Consider the following 18,986-nt stretch of genomic DNA (forward strand, 5'->3'; position numbering starts at 1 on the left):
GGCCTTGCCGTTGTCGAGCGTGTAGCTCCAGGCGCCGGTGCCGCTGTCGAACGTGAAGGTGCCATAGGTGCCCGCGAGGCTCTCCGGCGCCACCGCGGCAAAGTGCGCCTGGCCAGCGTCCACGTCGTGCACGGTCAGCGTGCCGCTGGCCAATGCAACATTTTCCAGCGCATTACCCGGACTGGCAGCTTCCGATACTGCCGTATGTTCATTCGCCGAGGCGGTGATCGTCGCCCCGTCATTGGCACCCGTGATCCGGATGCTCAAGGTCGAAGCCATATTGGCCTGGCCGTCTGTTGCGCCGTAGCTGAACACATCCTGGACATGTTCGCCGTCACAAAGAGCCTGCACCTCACTGCTGCCATTATTCAGCGTATAGGAATAGGTGCCATCGGCACTCAGGGTCAGCGTACCGTACTGCCCCGTGTAGATGCCGGGATTGACCACTGCCAGGACATTGCCGTCCACGTCGCTGTCATTCGACAGGACGTTGCCGCTGATGGGGTTCGGCGAATTGTCCTCGCGGATGCCATTGGCGTCCTCGGCGGCAACGGGGGCGTGGTTATCGTAGCCGGCAAAGTCGGACTTGGTCAGCTCATGTGTGCCATTGAGCCGGATCACCATTTCCGCCGTGGCGGGATTGCCGTCGACATCCACATAGACGTAAGTATTGCCTCCGGATTGCTGGAACCAGGCACCATGAGCCGTGGGTGTACGCCCGCCCCAAGCGAAGCCGGCATCGCCCAGGACCGGACGCAGATCGATGTGGTCGGAGCCGCGGACAAAGTCGGTGATGACGTCCATGCTGGCAGCGGTGGAATCCGACACCGAGGCATAGACGAACACGTCGTTGCCACGGCCGCCGCTCAGCGTGTCGGCGCCTGCACCGCCCTGGACGGTGTCGTTGCCGCCCTCGCCGTAAATGGTGTCATTGCCGTTGCCGCCGAACAGGAAATCGTTGCCCCCAATCTCCGCGTTGTTGCCATTGTCGCCGTAGATCAGGTCGTCGCCATTGCCACCGTAGATGCGGTCATTGCCGGGCTGGGGCGACTCATGGCCGCGGCCCGCCAGATAGTCGGCATAGGTGTCGAAGCCGTCGCCGTACAGCGTATCGCCGCCGTTGTCGCTTCCGTTCGCGCCGGGAACGCTGTCGACGCTGCCGATCACATCGTCGCCGCTGCCGCCATAGACTGCATCGACACCATTGCCGCCTGCCAGGCTGTCGTTGCCGAGGCCGCCGAACACCCGGTCCTTGCCATTGCCGCCCAGTAGGGTGTCATTGCCACTACCGCCTTCAATGATGTCGTCGCCGTTGCCGCCATCGACATAATCATTGCCATCGCCAGCCGAGACGTAGTCATTGCCGTTGCCACTGAGAATGATGTCGTTCGTGGCGGTTCCGATGATGTTGTCGTTCCCGTTCGTACCGCTCAGTGTGGCCATGATTTCCCTCCGTCATGAATGGCAGCCCGTTTGTCCGGCCATGCCTGTCATCGTGATGCGCGGAACGGCTGCCCGCGTTTTCGTTCAGCGTTCCCGAAACGCCGTTTCCTTGGTCTTGACAATCGGCTTAAGCAGGTAGTGCAGGATGGTCTTCTGACCGGTCAGCACGTCCACCGTGGCTACCATGCCAGGCAGGATTACGACTTGTTCAGTGCTGCCGGTCGGACGGTTGCCCCGGGTGCGCACCCTCACCAGGTAGTAGCTCTCGGGGCGTTCACCAGGACGATCAGGCGTCAGCGTATCGGCGCTGATATGTTCCACCGTGCCCGGGAAGCCGCCGTAAATCGAAAAATCGTAGGCTGACAGCTTGACCATGGCCGGCTGCCCCGGGCGCAGGAAGGCAATGTCGGCCGGCCGCACCCGCGCCTCCACCAGCAGCGTGTCTTCCAGCGGCACGATTTCCACCAGATCCATGCCGGGCTGAATCACGCCGCCGACGGTATTGATCTTGACCTGCTTGACGATGCCGGCCAGCGGGGCGCGCACCAGGGTGCGGTCAACACGGTCCTGCAGCGCGGTATTGGTTGCACTCTGCGCCTGCTGTTCGGCCTTGGCCTGGTTGAGATCCTGCATGGCCTCGGCGCGGAAATGCGTGGTGATTTCCTCGATTTTCTTCTGGATCTCGCGGTAGGCCGCATCTAGGCGCGGCATGGCCAGTCGTGTGGCATCGAGCTCGCCCTGCAGGTCGTTGGCCTGGCGCTCCAGCCGCAGCAGGTCCACCTCCGAAACTACGCCCTGCGCCACCATGGGGCGCATCATGGCCAGCTCCCGCGACACCAGCCCGTGGCTCTGCCGCAACTGCTGCTCGCGCGAGCGCTTCTCCGACAGCTCCTGGCGACGCTGCTCCCCCTGCTGGCGCAGCACCGCAAGATTGGCTTCCAGGGCGCGCTTGCGTGATTCATACAAGGAACGTTCCTCAGTCACGAACCCCCGGTTTCCGGTTTCCGCGTCCGTAGCGGCGCCAAACGGCTGGCCACCGGCCTCGGCGCTCAACCGGGCGATCCGGGCCACCAGGGCATCGTCCTTCGTCCGCCCCTCGTTGTAGGAGGCAGTGAAGCGGGTGTCGTCGATGCGCATGAGGGGCTGGTCCTTGCTCACCACCTGCCCTGGCCGCACCATGATTTCCGCGACGATCCCGCCTTCGAGGTTCTGCACCACCTGGACTTGGCTGGAGGGAATCACCTTGCCCTCGCCCACCGTGACCTCGTCCACCCGCGCCAGCGCGGCCCAGGCGAGGCCGACCAGCACAAACGCCAGCGTGGCCCAAAGTATCCAGTGCGCAAAGCGGCGCGGCGCGGCGAACGCTGCGGCATTGCGCTCGCTCATAAAGGCGCTGTCATCGTCCGGCGCCCGCAGGGCCGACAGGATGCGCCGCGCCAGCGGGGCGCGGCCCGGCTCAGGCCGCGGCGACATGAAGCTTCCTCCCCGCGAGGGCGCTCAGCACCTCGGCCTTGGGCCCGTCGGCAACGATGCGTCCCTGGTCCATCACGATAAGCCGGTCCACGAGGCTGAGCAGCGAACCACGATGCGTCACCAGGATCAGAGTCCGGCCACCCAATGCGTCAGCCAGGCGCGCCTTGAACAGTTCTTCGGTACGGTTGTCCATCGCGCTGCTGGGTTCGTCCAGCAGCAGCAGCGGTGGCTGCAACAATTCGGCACGGGCGATGGCAATGGCCTGGCGCTGACCGCCCGACAGGCCCTCTCCCCGCTCGCCCAGGCGCAGATCGAAGCCGTCCAGAAGGCGGTCGACGAAATCGCTGACGCCGCCAAGCCGCGCCGCGCGCAGGACCGCCTCGTCGCCGGCATGGGGCGCCCCCATGACGATGTTGTCGCGCACGGTGCCACTGAACAGCACGACGTCCTGCGGCACATAGCCGATATCGCGCCGCAGCGCCGTCGGATCGAGCTGGCGCACTTCGGTGCCGTCTACCAGCACGGTGCCGGCGTCCGGGGCATAGAGGCCCAGGATGAGCTTCTCGATCGTGGTCTTGCCCGAACCGATGCGCCCGATTAGCCCAACCCGCTCGCCGCTGGCGATGCGGAACGAAACCTCGTCCAGTGCGGCGCTGGCACGCCCCGGGTAGCGGAAGCTGACCTGGCGAAACTCGATCTCGCCGCGCAGCGGCGGGCGATGGACAAAGCGCTTTTCTGGCGGCCTCTCGACCGGCAACGCCATCATGCGGTCCAGCCCGGCCAGCGCCGTGCGGGCCTGGTGATAGCGCGTGGCCAGCGCCGCCATCTGCGACAGCGGGGCCAGTGCCCTGCCGGCGAGGATGGTGCAGGCAATCAGCCCGCCCGTGGTGAGGCGGTCTTCGGCAATCAGATACACGCCCAGCACCACCACCGCCAGCGCTGCGGCCTGCTGGGCGAATAGCGAGAAGTTGATCACGCAGGCGGACAGCAGGCGCGACTTCAGCCCAAGCCTGGCCATCTGCCCCACCACCTGCTCCCAGTTGCGTTGGGCGCTGCCTTCCGAGCCAGTGGTCTTGATGGTTTCCAGTCCGACCAGTGTTTCGACCAGCGCGGCCTGGCGCTGGGCGGCACAGGCGCTGGTGGCGCGAACCGCCCGCGACAGCGGGCCCTGCAGTGCCACGCTCACGCCGATGACCAGCGGCACCGTCAGCAGCGGCACCGATGCCAGCGGCCCGCCCACCCAGAACATTGCCGCGATGAAGACCATAGCGAATGGCAGGTCGATCAGCGTGGTAATGGTTGCCGAGGTGAGAAACTCACGTACCGACTCGAACTCCTGCAACTGGCTGCTCAGGCTGCCTACCGAGGCCGGCCGGGCCTTCATCTGGATGCCCAGCACGCGCTCGAACACGCAGGCGGAGACCGTGACATCGATGCGCCTGCCGGCCACATCGACGAAGTAGCCGCGCAAGGTACGCATCAGCAGGTCGAAGCCAATGACCAGGCCGACGCCGATCGCCAGTGCCCACAATGTTTCCATCGCATGGTTAGGCACCACGCGGTCATACACATTCATGGTGAACAGCGGCATGGCCAGCGCGAACAGGCTGAGCAGCAGCGAGGCCACCAGCACTTCGCCATAGAGCGGCCATGACTGGCGCATCGCGCCCCAGAACCACTGGCGCGGCCGCGCCGCATCCGCTTCAGCCGCGGCTTCGAAGCGGTGCGCGGGGCGCGCAAAGATGGCATGTCCGGCGTAGCGGGCTTCCAGTTCCTCGCGCGTGAGCGCCTGCTCGCCATCGCCTGCTTCCGGCATCGCGACCAGGAAGCGGCCGTCGTCCTGACGACGCACCAGCAAGCAGGCCTGCCTCGACCTGAGCAGCAGGACCGCCGGCAGCACCAGGTCAGGGATGTCGTCGAGGCTGCGCCGGACCAGCCTGGCTGATATGCCGGCTCGCGCCGCCGCGCGCGGGAACAAGTCTGGGCTCAGGCGGTTGGCTTCGAGCGGCAAGCCTGCCAGCAAGGCTTCGGCCGATACCGGCCGATGGAAGGCGCGCGTCAGCCAGAGCAAGCATCCCAACAGCGGATCGTCGGCATCCGCTCGCGGCTGCGCGGCGGACGGCAGTTCCCAGTCGGCGTCTGCCGCCTGCGGAACGGGCGCTGCGGTAGCGGCATCCATGGCGACCCGCTACGCGTTCGCAAAGTTCAACATCGGGACACGGCACCGGCGCGTCGTTCCAGCCAGCTCCGCTGCCGCCGCTGCCTTTTCAGTCAGCTCGGACACGCCGTGCCCTGCGGAGAGCCGGCGTCCGCTTTCCAAGCATCCATCCATGGCTTCCCCCAGATACCATTGGTGTGATGTCAGCACCAGCATAATGAAAGTCCCTGTGCCAGGGCATCGTCCAAATGGCCTGCTGCGCCACGTAGGCACCTGGGTGCAGGGTCATCCATTTGGAGTAGTCACAGTGCGAAGTCAAGAATGGCGCAAGGCCTTGCTGCAGGCGACTCGCGCGGCGATCACTGCCATTCTTCGCAGCGTCAGGCCATAGTCGGCTATCTGCGCCTGGATCCAGCGGCTCGCCGCCCTTGGCGAACCGGGCTGCCGGCATGGTTGGCGCCTCTGCGTTTCCTGCCACAGTCGCGCTGCGCTCTTGGACAGGTCGGTCGAAACGGTCGCGGCATGGCTGATCACGTTTCCCAGAGTGCTGTCCCAGCCAGCATTGAGAAGCGGAAGCAGGCGGATAAGCCAGGAGATACAACCATGCTCGCGCAGCAGGGCGGTGGCCGTGGCCAGTGCAACGCGAGCACATCAACCGGTTCGGTGATTAGCTGCTCGACCTCCAGCGGTGCCGCCACTCGATCCGTCGTTAGTAAGCCACCCCTCGGTGTGGATTACTAATGTGGGCGCGTGACAAACAATAGACCGGACACTGATTAGCCACCAGGGCGGACCCGGGATCAAGGGTCAATTTCGATGGCGGGTGGCTGCAATCAAAGTGTCCCGTTCTACCAACTGGCGATTGTCCGCTTTTGCAAAGGCTGGGAGGTGGCATCTAGATACTTGGCCCCATGCAGCACCATCGCAAAGGCGCCTTTGTTCTTTGTCTCGACCATGGTCGGCCTCTTTTCCTCGTCATAACTCGGCCTCAGTGGAATTGGCGAGAAGAGGACGAAGGAGGCTTCAGGGAATAGGTCGGGCTGCGGGTATTATCGTTGCCAAATGCAAAGGCATGACCGGGGTACACGGTCTACGTCGGGCGCATACCTGGTTTGAGGCCACGCGCAGAAGTCGTCATAGTAAAACTTCCGCGCGAACATATCCGGCCCGAGCATCTCGCCGGTCTAACGCCGGCGAGATGTATCGCCACTGATAGCTGAGGAGCAGCTTGGCTTACCCTACCGTTGCCGAGCGGGGGGCATCGGCAAACTGTTGCTGGTTCTGCGGCTGGACTCGTAGGAACGGGACATCGCCAGGCTTGCTCGCCACCACCCGTACGTCGGGAGCCGGCTGTCCGGCCTTCCCGGCTTGGGCCATACCGTTATTCAACCAACCCACGACTGCAGACTTATCGTTCGGTGGGACTGAAACGAGAACTTGGCATGGCTCCGACCGTGAAGCTGCAAGCTTACCGGTGAGCTCCACGCTCTTCTGAAGGTCGGGGCTGCGCTTGGCCAGCATGGTTGGAGGCAAGCCGACAGTAGTTCCTTTCCATGCATCGACATTGACATTCTTGCCTGCATCATCCTTCTGAACCACCGTCGCCATGTCGGTCTTGACCGGCATATTCTGAGCCTTTAGTGAAGCCTCGAGAGCCCTAGCTTCGGACAGGTCCTTTTCCTTACCATTTCGCCAACCGAGGAAGCCCCCTGCAGCGCCTGCCAGGAGAGCTGCATTCCTGCAGGCCACATTGGAGCCGCCAACGGCCTTGCACAGCGCGAAACCCGCGACGGCTCCCAATCCTGCACCGACGGCTGCTTGGTCGCCCGCATTGGAACCGCTAACGGTTCCGTTCGTGGCGCAACCGGACAGAAGAAGACAGGCGGAGGTGATAGTGCAAATTGCGAAGTTAGCACTTGTTTTCATCGTTGCGAGTTCAGTTCTTTGAGTTGGCGTTCAAGCTGCTGATTCATCTGCTTCACATATGCATCTTCGGCCTGTGCTCGCGCGCGAGCTTCCGAGGGCTTAGCTCCTGCACCCCGCTCTTGGTCAGATACAAGTCTTGGGGTCGGTGCCGGCTGTCCCTGTGCCACCAGCGTAGGAACGGTGTCCGCCCCTTGGTAGACCGCGTTGCTCACTTCCCGAACAGCACTCGAACGCCCGGCCGTGCTCTGCTGACGCAAGAACTCAATCGTTCGCTCGCGCTGACCCGAGAAGTGCAGCCCCGCCATTAGGGCAAATTTGGCTTGTTCAGTCTGTCCCAGTTCTGCGAGGCTGGTCGAGAGATTCGCCCACGCCGCCGTCCTACGTGGCGCGCGATGCAGAACTTCCCCGAGCACCGTCAATGCATCCGCGTGCTGACCGCCTTCGCTCAGCGCATACCCGAGGTTGTTGAGCAGCTCAATGTCTACCGGGTCAGCCTCAACGCCGCGCTTGAAAGAGAGAATTGCCTGGCTATAGTCAGCTCGTTGGAGGGCTGCCTTTCCTTCAACGTTCGCACTTCGAGCCGTAGCACGGTCGCGGCTTCCCGCCGACGGCGCCGCCTGCCGCTGAATACGCTCGGTAAGCGCATCGACGTTAACCCAGTCGGCCGCGGCGACATATTGCAATACACCGCCAATATCCTGCGGCAAGGTCGCGGCATTCGCGGGCGCTGACGGTTGAGGTGGCGGCGAAGGCGGGGCTGGCTGTGCCTGAGGTGCTACCTCGGGCGCCGGCTGCGCCGCCGGAGCAGGCTGTTGCACCTCGGTTACGCTCGGGGTCTCCTGCACTGGAGTCGCGCGTGGTGCCTCGTAAGTTGCAATGTTTCGCGATGCGATGACTTCCGACTCACCTGCCCTTGTTCTCACCCCCTTCGACAGAGGCGGCACCAACACTGCAGCCAGTGCCACGAGCGAAGCCAATGGCAGAACAAGCTTGTCTCGTGCAGTAGTAGATAGCGCCGGACGATTCGGGCGCTGGCAAGCGTCCATCAGCTTCTTGCGTTGCTCGTCGTCGAGCTCGGAGGTATTGGTGGCGGCGAGCTTCTTCTGCGCAAGTAGTGACTGACGCAGGCGCTGTGAGTAAGAGAGGATCGAGTGGCGTCGAACAGCGCCATAGAGCACTGCCGCACCAACAGCACCTAGCATCAGTCCTGGGCTGTCGATGTGCCCAACTGCATTGCCACCAAAGAAGGTAATACCCCCTGCTGAAACGGCGGCGACCGCGGCGGGGATGAACCCCATCCGCACCGATTTCTTTCTGCTGTGGTCTTCTGGCGAGGCGTCAGCCACGAGATTCGCCGTGCTCGTGCCGTCCGTCCAAACCTCATACGAGTTTCCCTCGTATTCGTAGACGACACGACAGACAGGCAATATCAGCGTAGAGCACTGCTTTGAGGTAGACGCAGTCCAATGCCAGTCTTTCTGGTGGTCACCCTGGGCGTGTTGTTTGACGCTATCGTCGATGACAGCATTGACGAGCGTTTCACCTCTGCCTTGATACGCGTCCGACTGAGTAACGGAGAACGCTTCGATCTCCACGCCACTCGTGTACGACACGTCGTAGTCGGTGGCGTCAGCACGCCCCTGGCAAAGTTCAATGAGATTTGAGGTAAGCGGAAGCGCGCTCTGCTGCAGACGACTGCCGGCGTATGTCAGCACAGCGAACCTTCCGGAGTCGGTACCGTTTACCGGGCGCCAGTCGGTGACGGTCTTAGTTTTCGTCACCGGCCGCGAGTTCCCCTGGGCGTCGCGCTCGAACACGGTATAGTGCTCGGTCCGGTCATAACCAAAACTGGCGGTCCACTCGGCTTCAAAACGCCCGGAGAAAACATAGGCCGGTGCATAGAACTGCTCGACCTTGGTAAAGGTGGCATGTTCTAGCAGGTTGTCTGGTGTGTACTTACCGGAGGCCAGGTGCTGATAGACGGCGTCTTCCAGCTGCGCCCTAGTAACAGCCATTGGCACAACGAGGGTCGGTGCATCCGCCAGTGCTTCCTCTTCTGCCGCAGGAATCTCCGTGACGGCCGAGCAATATACGCATTTTAGGGCGCGCGCTCCGGCCGAGTACTCCAGACTCGCTCCGCAGCCCTTGCAGATGAGCTTGTGCTCACTATTTTCCAAACCACTTCTCCCCGTTTAATCAGTCGTTATGCATGTGAGCGAGCGGCAATCATGGCTTGCCAGTGCTGCGTGAGCAGGCGTTCAAGCTTGCTCAAGGTCAGATTTGCCTTATCCATATCCGCGCTGGTGGCGGCTGCGTGCAGCACGCTTATTTCGGCGGCTATTGCTTCAGCTTCCGGCACGGCAACGCCAATAACGGGGGAAGGGGCGTATCGCATGTCTTCCGCCAGCTTTGCGCAACGGTCTGCAATAGTTTTGTCGCCGAAGCTGCCGGCAAGCGCCTGCAGCTGATGCCTCCACTCGTGCTGATATCGAGGGGCTGAGGCCTGAACTGCCTTGTCCACAATCGTGGCTGCGGAGCTAGCCAGAACACTTCCCACGACAAAGCTTCCGATGGAGAGAATCAGAAGTGTCCAGGCGAACGCATCACGGGAGAACAGCGCAACGAGAAGGGCAGCACAAGCAAGGAGGAAGGCGACGGCGATGGTCAGCCCCATCGGACCCAGCAGTGCGAGCCTTCCGGCGTTAGTCTTCGCCGACGGTGCAAGCGGGCTGGGGAGGTAAATCAGTGTGCCCGCCAGTAGAGCCACGGCAATCGCAGAGCAGGTGACCGTAAGACTCCAGGCACCTGTCGGCAGCAAGGCATAGAGTGCCAAAAGAAGTGTGAGCGCCACCAGCGCGCCGGCGATGGCGAGCTTTCCTTTGATATTCATTGTTTACCTTCGTTAGCTCGCCAGAATCTTCTGCTTCTCGGCTTCAAACTCGGCATCTGTAAGAACCCCAGATCCCCGGAGTTCGGCCAGTTCCTTGAGTAGTTGAATTCTTTCCGCAGGGCTAATTCGACCTTGTCCACTGCTTGGAGCGGCAGAAGGCTGTTGTGGCGATGGGGGGGTGGGTATCGGTGCCTGAGGCTGAATTTGCGTGGCGAGCTGGGAATAGCCTTGCCCTAGGGCCGGACCCATGCCTACACCCATGCCTAAACCGAGGCCAGCTCCAAGAACTGTGCCGGCGGCACCTTCGTTGCCGGCAGCCGTTTCCATGACGTCAAAACTTCTTTCTTGCTGATAAGTGAAGCCGATAATTCCCATCTCCGCGCGTTTCGCCAGCGCGCTCTTTAGGCTCTTGACGGCGGGGTCTTCCTCGGGAACGTTGATGGAATGGATGTTGAACTGGGCGAGTCCCACTCCGTATTCCGCCATTTCAGCGGACAGCGAAATTTTTAGTGCGTCAGATAGGGATTCGAGTTGCGTACTGATTTCGAGGACGGAAAGTCCGGCACGCGTGATGGCGTTCGCGATCTCTGTTTTGATGCGGGTAATAAACACGCCTCGAAAATACTCTGCCAGAGTATCGCTGTCGAAGCCGGACAATGTTCCAACGAGCTTCAGAAGGAATTTCTTCGGTTCGGTGATGCGAATACCGTACTGTCCGAAGGCGCGGACAGGAACCATGATTCCATACTTGGGATCTTGAAGCTGAATTGCATCCGGTGTGCCCCACCGAACGTCGAGATTCGTGACTCGATTGACGTACCAAACTTCCGCTGTGAACGGGGATTTACCCCCAAACGGAACGCCGATAAGCGTACGGAGAATCGGCAGGTTTTCAGTGCTTAGGGTGTGACGACCTGCGCCAAACGGGCCTTCGTACGTTCCCCCGCGTACAACATACGCTTCCTGGGATTCGTTGACGATGAGTTGTGTCCAAGTGGACAGCTCTTCAGAAGGGAATTTCCAAGCCAGCAGGTTGGGACTGCCGTTCCACTTCACCAAATCAATGACTGCCATATCCTTTACCCACCCGCAAGAAGAAATGTCGCCGCTTTATTCTTATAAGCTACCGCTTAATTGTGCGGCTTCGTTTATACAGCCAGCATTGCGAACTGTGTTCCCCTCGAAGGGAGGGGGGCGCCCCTATAAACAAGCATTCCAATACGACAGAACGATTGACGGTCAAAAATCTGAAATCTTTAATTTTCCTTTTGAAGATTGCAGTTCAAGAAGGACAAGTTGCGGGGCCGTTGAGGAGCCATACCCCGGCAGGAGTCGGAGGCACGTTTCCTCTACAGGAGTAGCTGGACTTACCACGCAGGTTAAGAACGTTCTCATATAAGTTTCAGCAGAGTGCGCCTTTTCGCCGCTGAGTCAATGTGAGGAACTACTTATCTCTATGTCGTCTCGCCACTGTCTCCGACGTAGCTGCGATCACGCTGCTCAGCGGTGAGGGGCGTGGTCGTTTGTCTGGTTGAGAGGCAGCACATAGCAGGCCAAGACTGCTCGGACATCGCCAGCACGACCATGATTCAGCGCGCTGACATCCCCAAGCATTGCCGGCAATCGCACGTGCACATCGAAAAGTTAGTGCCCACGGACGAGTCAGCCCATTAAGGCGGGGCGGTCGCACCGGCAAGGCCTTCCTCTTGTAGCCAATACTTGACATCGGCTTGTCGCCAACGTATTGGGAAGCCTGGGCCCAAATTGGCAGGCGGTGGCAGGGTCCACGGGCAAGTTCTCATGCGGCGGCGGATAGTCGCCGGCGTAACGGCGAGCAGCGTCGCCAAGTCGTGGATATCAAGGCAGGTAAGAATTGGTTGCATACGGAGCTTAGTCACCCGTTTTATTCCAAGGCGCCCGTCTCCCTTGCTCTTCTGAATCGTCCCAGGCTACCGTCTGCCATTCAACCTTCCTTCCACATTTGCCGCATGGCCTGCAGCCGACGCGCATCCTCCGTATGAACGTAGCGTGAGGTGGTGTCGAGCGACGCGTGGCCAACGTTCTGCTGCACGACCTGGACCGGGACGCCGGCATCCAGCGCATGCGTGACATGGGTGTGGCGCAGCCAGTGTGAACTCGCTTGCCGCAGACGTCCTGCCGCCATGGGGTCGCTGTCCGCCAGCTTGGCCGCACACCGGACGAAGAATGCCTTGACCTGGCGGTGGAAACTGCTGCCCGTGATGCCTGACGCGGCGTCCGGGCCTACTGCGCTCCCCTGTGCTGCAGTCGTGCCCGAGTCGGTCACGGCACCGAGCAAGGCGACACTGCCCGCGCGCCGCGGATCCGGCGGCAGGCCCCGCGCGGTCAGATAGCCGGCAAGCCGCGCGACGACGCTCCGGCGACACGGGCACCCGGCGCACCTTGGCACCCTTGCCGGTCACCGTGAGCCACCAGCCCTCGACCGGAGCGCCTGCCGGCTGGGTCAGGCTTTCCCACGTCAGGTCGTCGGTAGTCGCCGTTCTGACTCTGGGTGGCAACGGTGAGGCGCTGCGATGACGCGTTATTGGAGTGTGGAGGGCCTAGTGGGAGATACAAGCTAAGCGAGTAGGTAGTGTTGGGGCGTCACGCCTCGCATGAGAAGTTACGCTTTCAGCTACCCCAAGATCCATGTGAAAAGAGGTAGCGAGGTCTACCCTGAACCCCTCCCCTTGAGCTTCCGGTGCAGGTGCACAATGAAGTAAGGAGAACGGGATTAGATAACTCCGAGCCTTACCAGGCAAGGCATAGCGGATGATTTGACGCCAGAAAGGAGTTTTCTATTCCCGTCGTTCGGAGCTATCTTTTCCTATCAAACAGCATCAGATTCCCCGCCCCGCTCCCGACTTACAGATACTTGAACAAATTCATCCCCTGAATCTGCATGAACGACTGCTGCGCACCCTGCAGCGCAGTCTGGCGCTGGTAGTACTCAGTGATCGCTGCAGCATAGTCCAGGTCTTGAACGCTTGACAGGGTCGCGGAATACGACAGGTCCCGGTTGGTGCCAATCGTGTCCAGCGCATCCAGCTCCTGCATGCGCGAGCCAACCGACGCACGCACGGTCAGCACATTGTCCAGCGAATTGGAGAACTGGCGGATGCCGGTGGCAATGGTATTCGACAGGTTGGCAGAATCGGCCGCGGCGGGCGTCGGCTTGCTCAGGGCGTCGATCACCGACTTCAGGTTGGCGAACATGTCGGTGCCAGCCTGGCTCGCCGGCTGCATGGAGATGGTATCGCCGCTCTGCGGCGTCCCCTTGACCGTGAACGTGATGCCGGCAACGGCAATCTGTGCGGGCTCGCTATAGTTCAGCGGCGTACCGCCCACCGCGGTCCCGGAGGCGTCCTTGATGGTGTACTGCATCGTGCCGCTGCTATCGTCGAACGACAGCGTGAGCGCGGTACCGTAAAGCGGATTGGTCGGGTCGGTCGTGGATACCTGGCCGTAGGTGGCGTTGCCGGTATTGGCAGTGCCGGTATTCGTATTGCCGCTGCCCTTGAGCACATAACCGGCCGAGCCCTGCACGCTCTGGAACACTGCACGACCGTTGCTGCCGGCCGGCATCTGGCGAGCCACGTCTACCTGGAACTGCTGCTGCTCGGTATTGCCGACATACTGGACGCCGCCGCCACCCTGAACGAACGGCGGCGAGCCCGACATGGTGCCGCCAAACAGGTACTGGCCATTGCCGTCATCGGCATTGGCCAGGCCCAGCAGCTGGTCATACTGGCCCTGCAGTGCCGTGGCCAGAGAGGCGCGATCCACGTCGCTGAGCGTACCGTCGCCCGCCTGCACCAGCAGCGTCTGGATGTTCTGCGTCACCGTGGTCACGGTGGAAAGCGTGTTTTCCCCCATGCCCAGCGCAGTATTGGCCTGCTTGCGCGAGGTGGCGTACTGGCCGTTGACCGCACTGGCTTGCGAAGTGGTCAGCGCGCGCGTAGCGGCAACCGGATCGTCGGAGGGGTTAAGTACCTTGCGGCCAGTGCCGAGCTGTTGCTGGATGTGAAGCAGCGACGACTGCTGCATGTTCATCGAGGCCAGGCCTTGCTGGTAGAGCGTGGAGCTTGCGACGCGCATTGTCTGTTCCTTCTCGAATTCTTGATCTGGTCCGCTTACCGGCCAATGCCGATGATGGTGTCGAACAGCGTGCTGGCCGTCTGGATCACCCGGGCGTTGGCCTGGTAGAGCTGCTGGAACTTGAGCATGGAAACCGTTTCTTCATCCATGTTCACCCCCGACACCGATTGCTGCGCCGTGCGAATCTGCGATGTGATGCTGTCCTGCGAGGTGGAGGCGATCTGCACGGACTTGGCGCGCGTGCCGACGTCATTGACCAGCTGGGCGTAGGCATCGTTGAAGCTCGACACGCCGCCGCCGATGGTCTTGGCGTTCTGCAGCTTGGCCAGCGCCAGCGCGTTGCCGTTGTTGGACGCTGCGCCAGTGTTCGCCGACAGCGTGAACTTGTCGTTGGCATTTGGCGTGCCGCCGAAGCTGAAGTTCAGGCCATTGATCGTGTACTCAGTGTTCGAGCCATTGACGACCGTGCTGCTCGGCGTGACCGGACCAGAGGCGTCACTGAACGTATAGCCGGGACCGACGTAGGTAGCAGTAATCGGGCTGGCCGGCAGACTGAAAGGCGATGAGACCTTGCTCAGCGACGCCTTGCCGGTACCAATGTTCGTGCTGGCGGCGTCGGCACGTGCGGGCGATGCCGCCGCGATCTTGGCGGGGTCGGTGATCGCCATGTCGAATCCGGCTGCCGCATTGCGGGTCGGCTGGATCACGAACGAATCGTTCGGGTTCATGGTACCGGTCAGCTGCACGGTAAAACCATCCACCGTGACCGGCATGGTCGCCGACGTCGTGACCTGCTTGTCCGACAGGCGCGTGATGGTGTAGTTGGTGCCGTCGAACTTCAGCGTGTAGTCGCTGGTGGTCAGCTGCGAGGTGTCGAGAATGCTGGCCTGCGCCTGCGCGCTGCCGGTGTTGTTGGCATTGGGCAGCGTGGTTGCCGAGCCCAGCTTGAACATGTCCGTGCCGATGTCGCCGTTCAGGTCCATGCCCAGCTTGTGCTGGTCATTGAAGGACTGGCCGATCGCCAGCGACAGACGTCCGATAGCATTCTGTGCCGAGTCCAGCGTTTCGGTCCGGAACTGCAGCAGCCCGCCCAGTGAACCACCGGTGATGGTGCCGGCCTCGCTTTCATACACCGCGCCGTTGGGGAGGGTATAGCCAACCACCGTACGGTTCGGATCGGCCGCCGAGGCAATCGCCTTCAGGCCGTAGGAATCCGTGCCCATCACCAGCGGCTGGCCGTTGCCGACGAATACGTTGTAGGTACCGCCGTCCTGCACCACCACCTTGGCGCCGACCAGCTTGGTCAGCTCGGCCACGGCCTGGTCGCGCTGATCCAGCAGGTCGTTGGGCGGCTGGCCGCCGGATGCTGCCTTGAGCTTGGTGATTTCCCCGTTGACGTTGGCGATCTGCCTGGTATAGGCATTGATCTGATCGACAGCGGAGCCGACCTGCGTGTTTACGCCCGATTGCAGCTGATCGAAGTAATTGCTGGCCGCGCGCATCTGGCCCACCAGTGCCTGGCCGGCTGACAGCATGCCCTGGCGTGCCGCCGGATCCGCGGGGGTGTCGGCCACGGCCTGCACCGCGGCGAAATACTTCTGCATCAGCGGCGCGAGGCCGCCCTTCTGGTCTGCCAGCAGGTTGTCGATCTGGCTGATCTGGTCGGAATAGGTCGACAGCGACGAACTGGCCGACTGCGCGCCGCGCAGCTGGCCGGTCAGGAACTCGTCATAGACGCGCATCACCGTGGTGGTATTCGACCCCATGCCAAAAAAGCCCTGGCTGGTGTACTGGCCGCCCGACGATGCCACGATGGTGTTCTGCCGCGTGTAACCTTCAGTGGCCGAGTTGGCAAAGTTGTGGCTGGTCGTCGTCAGCGCGTTCTGCGCCGTGTTCAGGCCGGAAAGACCAATGCTGAAGAGAGACATGTTGCTCTGACCCCGGATGCTGTTGGATGCCTCCGGCACATCGGCACGGCGGCAGGGAATGTGCTAGTTATCGGCAATCCGGGCGGGAGACTTTAGGACCATCCGGACGCCAGGCGGATAGCGGCCTGATGGCGTCCCCGCGACGGACTTATGCCGACACCTTCTTCATGATCTGCACGAGCTTTTGCCCGTAAGCCGGATCGGTGGCGTAGCCCGCACGCTGCAGGCCATGGGCCGCTTCATCGGCCGAGCCTGCCGACACCACCGCCGAGTAACGCGGATTGTTGGTCAGCAAGCGCGCGTAGTCGGCGCAGGCTTCTTCGTACGAGCCATAGGCGCGGAAGCGCGCACGCACCTTCTGCGGCTGGCCGTCGACATACTCGGTGGTCGTGACTTCGGCCACGCGGCCCTTCCAGTTCGCCCCGGCCTTGATGCCAAAGACGTTGAACGTCGTGCTGCCGTCCGGGTGCGCGATCTCGCGCCGGCCCCAGCCGGATTCCAGTGCAGCCTGGCCTACGATCAGCCGCGCCGGCACGCCACTGGCGCGCGATGCCGCTTCGGCGGGGCCCGACATGCGCGCGACGAAGGCGGTGACGTGGGCCGGCGCATCGTCAGGCAAGGGCCCGATGCCGCTTTCGCCCTGCCCCTGGCCCTGTCCGTCATCACCTTGCGAGCGGTACTGACGCAGGCCGGCCATGGGATTCCAGCTCGTGCCCGGCACCACGGTGCCAATCGCGGGCACACCGCCATCCGCTGCGGCGGCGCCTGCGCCGCGGCTGTCCAGCAGTTGCGCCATCTCGGCGTCGGCCGCGGCAGTGCCCGTTGCACCCGGTGCCGCGTTGGCACCGATCATGCCCTGCGGAACCTGCGCGCCGGTGGCTCGCGCCAGTTGCCGGACCATCACCTCAGCCAGCCCAATGCCGCGCGAGGACATTTGTTGCGCCAGCTGCTGGTCCAGCATCGACATGTAGAGCTTGCCCTGTTCGCTGTCGAACACGCCGTCCTGCGGCGTGGCGTCGCGCATGCTCTTGAGCACCATCTGCGTGAACACCGCTTCGAACTGCTTGGCTGCCGCGCGCAGCGTAGTCGTGTCGGAGCCATTGCGCGCGCTCTGCTTGAGCGCCTCGAAACCCTGCGTGTCGAGCGCGAAGCGCTGCGAAAGGTCCGCCTGCGCGGAGATGCCGCTGTCCATCAGATGATCTCCAGCTCGGCGCGCAGCGCTCCGGCGGCGCGCATCGCCTCCAGGATGGTCTGCAGATCCGCGGGCGTCGCGCCCAGCGCGTTCAGGCCCTTGACCACGGCCGCCAGCGAAGCACCGGCCTTCACGATCTGCAGCGATCCTCCCTGCTGTTTCATGTCGATCTGCGACACCGGTGCCACCACGGTCTGGCCGTTACTGAACGGCGCGGGCTGGCTGATGACCGGCTGGGTGTTGATCACCACCGAGAGATTGCCATGGGCCACGGCGCAGTCTTCCACGGTCACGGCCTGGTTCATCACGATGGAACCGGTGCGGGCGTTCAGGATGACCTTGGCCGCGGCCTTGGCCGGGGTGACGTCGATGCTCTCGATGCGGGCCAGGAAGCCCACGCGCGCCGCGGGCGACGCCGGTGCGCGCACCTGCACCACTCGCCCGTCCAGCGCGGCGGCGACGCCGCCGCCCATGGAGCGGTTGATGGCCTCCACCACGCGCTCGGCCGTGCCGAAATCCGTGTCCTTGAGTTCGAGGTTGATGATGCCGCCGTCTGGCTGGAATGCCGCGACAGCACGCTCGACAATCGCGCCATTGGCGATGCGGCCGACCGCCAGCTGGTTGACCTGCACCTTGCTGCCGTTGGCCGACGCACCGGCGCCACCGACCAGCATATTGCCCTGCGCAATGGCATAGACCTGCCCGTCCGCGCCCTTGAGCGGCGTCATCAGCAACGTACCGCCGCGCAGGCTCTTGGCATTGCCCATTGACGACACCACGATGTCGAGCTGGCTGCCCGGCTGGGCAAAGGCCGGCAGCGTGGCCGTCACCATGACCGCCGCCACGTTCTTGAGCTGCATGTTCTTGCCGGCCGGCAGCGTGATGCCGAGCTGCGAGAGCATGTTGGTCAGGCTCTGCGTGGTGAACGGCGTCTGCATGGTCTGGTCGCCGGTATTGTCCAGGCCGACCACCAGGCCGTAGCCCACCAGCGGGTTGTCGCGCACGCCCTGGAACGTCGCCAGGTTCTTCAGGCGTTCCGCACGGGCAAAGTTGGCGGCAAAGCCGAACGCCACCACCACGGCCAGCGCAGTGACGCTGGCCTTGAGCAGGCTCGACAGGAAACGGGCAAGCATCGGAGCGGACATGGACGGATCAGAACGGAGAGACATTGAGGAAGAAGCGCTGCAGCCAGCCCATGTTCTGTGCTTCGTCGATGTAGCCCTTGGCGGTGTACTCGATGCGGGCATCGGCCACCTGGGTAGACAGCACACCGTTGTCGCCGGTGATGGTGCGTGGGTTGACCACGCCCGAGAAGCGAATGAATTCCGCGCCCTGGTTGATGGCGAGCTGCTTTTCGCCGGACACCACCAGATTGCCGTTGGGCAGCACCTCCAGCACGGTCACGGTGATGGTGCCGTTAAAGGTGTTGGCCGCGCTGGCGCCGCCGCTGGCCTTCAGCGCGTTCGCGCCATTGATGCTCGCATTCGAGCTGCTGCTGAACAAGCCGGCCAGTGCCTTGGGCACGGCGTCGAATGCCAGCGAGGTACTGCCGGTGCGGCTCGCATTGCTGCCCGAATTCTTGGTGGCGTTGACGTTCTCGGTGATGACGATCGTCAGGATATCGCCCACATTGCGCGGCCTGCGGTCCTCGAACAGCGGGTTGCCGGCATAAGAGGACGCGAAGATCGATCCGGTTGCTGGACCCATCGGGCGCGGTTCGGCGCGCGCGGTGGTCGGCAACTGCACGAGCGGCTCGCGCGGCATCAGCGCGCAGCCGCCGCTGGCCAGCAATGCCAGGCCGGCCAGGCAATACAGAACGCGCGCGCCCAGGCGGGAAAGCATGTTGGCCATGGTACCTCC

General features: G+C 62.7%; 13 protein-coding genes. All 13 read right to left on the reverse strand.

From position 1 onward, the window contains the following. The coding region (locus tag AC3FNH_RS22865) for a cadherin-like domain-containing protein (protein WP_488721666.1) at window positions 1-1,443 on the reverse strand (1,443 nt) is incomplete at its 3' end. Between the two features lie 84 nt (window positions 1,444-1,527). Then, window positions 1,528-2,916, reverse strand: coding sequence for an HlyD family type I secretion periplasmic adaptor subunit (locus AC3FNH_RS22870; RefSeq protein ID WP_488721667.1), 1,389 nt, complete (start codon window positions 2,914-2,916; stop codon window positions 1,528-1,530). Further along, window positions 2,900-5,095, reverse strand: coding sequence for a type I secretion system permease/ATPase (locus AC3FNH_RS22875; protein ID WP_488721668.1), 2,196 nt, complete (start codon window positions 5,093-5,095; stop codon window positions 2,900-2,902). The genes AC3FNH_RS22870 and AC3FNH_RS22875 overlap by 17 nt, the downstream gene beginning before the upstream one ends. 1,212 nt (window positions 5,096-6,307) lie before the next feature. Then, the gene (locus AC3FNH_RS22880; RefSeq protein ID WP_488721669.1) at window positions 6,308-7,000 is read right to left on the reverse strand and encodes a hypothetical protein; all 693 of its coding nucleotides are present in this window, start codon (window positions 6,998-7,000) and stop codon (window positions 6,308-6,310) included. Continuing rightward, on the reverse strand, window positions 6,997-9,177 hold the full coding sequence (locus AC3FNH_RS22885; protein ID WP_488721670.1) for a zinc finger domain-containing protein: 2,181 nt from the start codon (window positions 9,175-9,177) through the stop codon (window positions 6,997-6,999). The genes AC3FNH_RS22880 and AC3FNH_RS22885 overlap by 4 nt, the downstream gene beginning before the upstream one ends. Before the next feature lie 26 nt (window positions 9,178-9,203). Beyond that, window positions 9,204-9,890, reverse strand: coding sequence for a hypothetical protein (locus AC3FNH_RS22890; protein WP_488721671.1), 687 nt, complete (start codon window positions 9,888-9,890; stop codon window positions 9,204-9,206). Between the two features lie 12 nt (window positions 9,891-9,902). After that, window positions 9,903-10,964: an SPFH domain-containing protein gene (locus AC3FNH_RS22895; RefSeq protein WP_488721672.1), complete on the reverse strand. Its 1,062-nt coding sequence runs from the start codon at window positions 10,962-10,964 to the stop codon at window positions 9,903-9,905. Between the two features lie 889 nt (window positions 10,965-11,853). Beyond that, window positions 11,854-12,207, reverse strand: a complete 354-nt coding sequence (locus AC3FNH_RS22900) for a tyrosine-type recombinase/integrase (RefSeq protein WP_488721673.1) — start codon at window positions 12,205-12,207, stop codon at window positions 11,854-11,856. A gap of 566 nt (window positions 12,208-12,773) precedes the next feature. Next, on the reverse strand, window positions 12,774-14,006 hold the full coding sequence (gene flgL, locus AC3FNH_RS22905; protein WP_488721674.1) for a flagellar hook-associated protein FlgL: 1,233 nt from the start codon (window positions 14,004-14,006) through the stop codon (window positions 12,774-12,776). Window positions 14,007-14,041: 35 nt separating this feature from the next. Beyond that, entirely contained in the window at window positions 14,042-15,934 is a 1,893-nt protein-coding gene (gene flgK / locus AC3FNH_RS22910) for a flagellar hook-associated protein FlgK (RefSeq protein ID WP_488721675.1), read from the reverse strand. A gap of 148 nt (window positions 15,935-16,082) precedes the next feature. Then, window positions 16,083-17,126, reverse strand: a complete 1,044-nt coding sequence (gene flgJ / locus AC3FNH_RS22915; RefSeq protein WP_488721676.1) for a flagellar assembly peptidoglycan hydrolase FlgJ — start codon at window positions 17,124-17,126, stop codon at window positions 16,083-16,085. Beyond that, window positions 17,126-18,295 carry a flagellar basal body P-ring protein FlgI gene (locus AC3FNH_RS22920; protein WP_276102854.1) on the reverse strand — a complete coding sequence of 390 codons (1,170 nt, stop codon included), beginning with the start codon at window positions 18,293-18,295 and terminating at the stop codon, window positions 17,126-17,128. Before AC3FNH_RS22920 ends, flgJ begins: the two co-directional genes overlap by 1 nt. After that, window positions 18,279-18,977: a flagellar basal body L-ring protein FlgH gene (flgH, locus tag AC3FNH_RS22925; RefSeq protein WP_276102853.1), complete on the reverse strand. Its 699-nt coding sequence runs from the start codon at window positions 18,975-18,977 to the stop codon at window positions 18,279-18,281. Before flgH ends, AC3FNH_RS22920 begins: the two co-directional genes overlap by 17 nt. Window positions 18,978-18,986 lie beyond the last annotated feature (9 nt).

The organism is Cupriavidus sp. 22TCCZM01-5 (assembly GCF_057798915.1).